Genomic DNA, 3,024 nt, shown 5'->3' on the forward strand with positions numbered 1-3,024 from the left:
ACCGGAGGCCGGCGGGCCCGCCCGGCCGGGACTCCCCGGCTGCCGGCTCCGTTCGCACATCCCGCATCTGCCGCACGACCACGACCTCGACCTGCCGGACATCGACACCTTCCGTCCGGTCGACCCGGATCCGTGGCCGGAACCCGAGCAGCCGCCCACCCCGCCGAATCCCCCGGATGTCACCGACCCGGGCGATTCAGGGCCTGATCCTGGCTCGCCGGAGGAGCCGGAGGAGCCTGGTGGTCCGGGGGAGGGCGCGCCTGATCCTGGCTCGCCGGAGGAGCCGGAGGAGCCCGGCGGTCCGGGGCGCGACTGCCCGCCGGCGGCGCCGGACGCGACTGCTCCACCGACGTGCCCTCCGCCCGGAAACGATGCGGGCGCGCCCCCTTCCGACACCCCGTGGTGGCCGCAAGCGCCCGCGGACCCGGCGCAGGAGCCGCCCCCACCGGGCGTTTCCTCGCCGAACGCACCCGCGCCGCAGCAGCAGTGCCCGGCGCGACCGGACACCGGCTCGCCCGGCGAGACCCCGCCCGGCGACCGGTCGCCCGATCCGTGGTCACCTGCGGAAACCGGCGGACCGCCTCGGCGCGCGCCACAGCCACCGTTGCCCGGACATGCGGGCGGCTTCCCGGCAGAGCGGCTCCCCGGCCACCCGGACTCCCGAACCGAGGGCGCGGGTTGGCCGGGGAACGGCACCCCGCCCGGTGGCTGGATGCCGCCGATACCGGGATCACCCGCCCCTGCGGGCCCGCCGTCACGCAACGCCCACCGCGACGACGGGCATCGCCCGCCCGCGCCAGGGCCATCGCCCACACTGCTGTTGCGGCCGTTCGGCGGCCTCGGCGTCACGGTCGTCTTCGATCCGAACACCGGTGCGCTGCAAGCCACTTCGGTGCGAGACAGGCCGACGTCGGGAATCTACGGCGACCTTGCGGGCCGCCAGGTCGTGGTGTATCGCCACGCCGGGCGGCTGATGGCCCGCATCGATGGCCGGGAGATCGACCTGGACGGCCCGGTGGCGATCGACCACACGGTGGGGCCGCAGCGGCGTACCGGCCTGGCCGTCACGGCGGCGGGCGTCGTCGTGTGCGTGCTGACCTACCGCACCCTGCCACCCGAGCTGGATCTCGGTGTGTTCCTGCGGGATCTGTGCGCGGACCCGCAGCGGCGGGCGAGGGCGTTCGCCTGATGTCCGCCGTCCGCCCGGTGGTACAAACCTTCCGTCGCGGCGTTGCCGCCGGACGCTGAACGCCGCCGGACGCAGAACGCTGCCGAACACAGAACGCCGCCGAACGCAGAACGCCGCCGAACACAGAACGCCGCGGGACGCAGAACGAGGAGAATTCCGGGAACGTGAGCACGTCAGAGGGCCGGCCGACCGAGGATGACGACGAGCCCGATATCGCTTTCCCCATCGAGCGCGGGGAATCCGGGGTGGGGGAGCGGGCCGCGCGGCTGTGTCACCGCATCGCGCGGGCGGTCGCCGCGGCGGGCCCGTCCGGCTGGGACCGGGTGGACGCGGTGTTCACGCTGACCACGACCACCGAGACGGTTCGGGTCCGCTACGTCGACGAGCACGGCCGCTCGATGCGCGTGCACCCCGGCCCGGAGGTGCTGGCCCCGGTGCGCGAGCACCGGCGGCTGTCCGCGGGGCTGGGCGAGGGCCCGTGGTGGCGCATGCTCTTCACGCTCACCAGGGAAGGCGCGATCGAGGTCGATTTCGACTACGGCGACGAACCCTTCCCCGACGACCAGCTCTTCGCTCCCGAGGTCTACGCGGCCGACCTGGAGGCCTACCCACGCACCCGCCTGCCGGTCTGGCTGGCGGCCTACATCCGGCACGACGGCAGGCAGACGCGGACCGCGCAGCAGGCGGCCGCCCAGGCCCGCGCCGACCTGGCCGAGGGAGCGCGTGCCGTGGCCACCGACGAGCTGCCCGCGTTGCCGTTGCTCTGGGGGCGGTGGGCGGTGCTGGCCGCGGCGTTCGTCGCGATCGGCGCGCCGAGGGGACCGCGAATCCTGCCCGCGCTGGGCTTCTTCGAGGGCAGGCGGCGCTGCGGCGCGACCCTCTACACGCTGCCGGGCGGCCGCGCGGTGCTGTCCGGCGGCGTGTGGGACGCCCCGGAACTGGATGCCGTCTACAACCGTGGCGCGGCCGATCCCCGGTTGTACCGGGGCGCGCCGGACTGGGTCGCCGATCCCGTGCTCAACCCCCGTGCGGGCAACGGCCTGCTCACCTTCTGCTACTGGTGGGAATCGGACCGCTGGTGTCGCGGCGAGTCACCCGGACCGGACGCGTTCGCGGCGGCGCTGCCGGAGGTGTGGTCGGCCGAGGCGGTGGTGGACCGGATCTGCCGCCTGGCGCTAACCGACCCCACCGCCGACCAGCGCGCCGCCCTGTTCGCTCTGACCGCCGCCGCCGAGAACGCGGCGGTGACCCGGAACACGCTCGTCGCCGCGCTGGCGGGCTACGACGGAATCGACTTCGACATCGACGGCGCGTACTACCAGCTGGTGATGGCGGGCGTCACCGAAATGCCGGTCGCCGCACCGCAGATCGCGGCCCCCTAGCGCGCGGTGCCCGCAGAACAGGTGTCACGGCAGGTCTGGCCGTCTCGGGCGGCGAGGCCGTAGGGTTCGGCAGGGACGGCTAGGGAGGGTCGAGAATGTCGCGCACGCAACCGATCTCGGGAACGACTGGGGAGAGCGCCCGCCCGCGACAGCAGGGCGGACGGCTCCCAGGGGCGGTGGCGGCGCTCGTCGCGGGGACGCTGGCGGCGCTGTCGGTCGCGCCCCCGGCCGCCGCGCTGCCGGAGCAGACGCAGTACGCGCCCACGATGATAGTGCTCGACGCCTCAGGGTCGATGCTGCGGCCCGACCCGAGCGGGACGATGATGGACGCGGCCAGGAACGCGGTCCGCTCGTTCGTGGCTGCCGCGCCCGAACAATCCCGCGTCGGTCTGGCGGCTTACGGCACCGGCACGAGCAACGACGAGGCCGACAAGGCGGCGGGCTGCGTGGACG

At 74.5% G+C, this 3,024-nt stretch carries 3 protein-coding genes; all 3 read left to right on the top strand.

All coding sequences use genetic code 11. The features are described 5' to 3' along the window. The first annotated feature begins 712 nt into the window (after positions 1-712). Entirely contained in the window at positions 713-1,189 is a 477-nt protein-coding gene (locus tag QH283_RS00945; RefSeq protein ID WP_280501126.1) for a hypothetical protein, read from the top strand. A 164-nt stretch (positions 1,190-1,353) separates the two neighbouring features. After that, a complete protein-coding gene (locus QH283_RS00950) occupies positions 1,354-2,571 on the top strand; it encodes a hypothetical protein (RefSeq protein ID WP_280501127.1) in 1,218 nt (405 codons plus the stop codon). A gap of 95 nt (positions 2,572-2,666) precedes the next feature. Next, a partial coding sequence (locus QH283_RS00955) for a vWA domain-containing protein (RefSeq protein ID WP_280501128.1) occupies positions 2,667-3,024 on the top strand: 358 nt, incomplete at its 3' end.

Origin of the sequence: Nocardia farcinica, assembly GCF_029867845.1 — a bacterium.
GTDB lineage: Bacteria > Actinomycetota > Actinomycetes > Mycobacteriales > Mycobacteriaceae > Nocardia > Nocardia farcinica_A.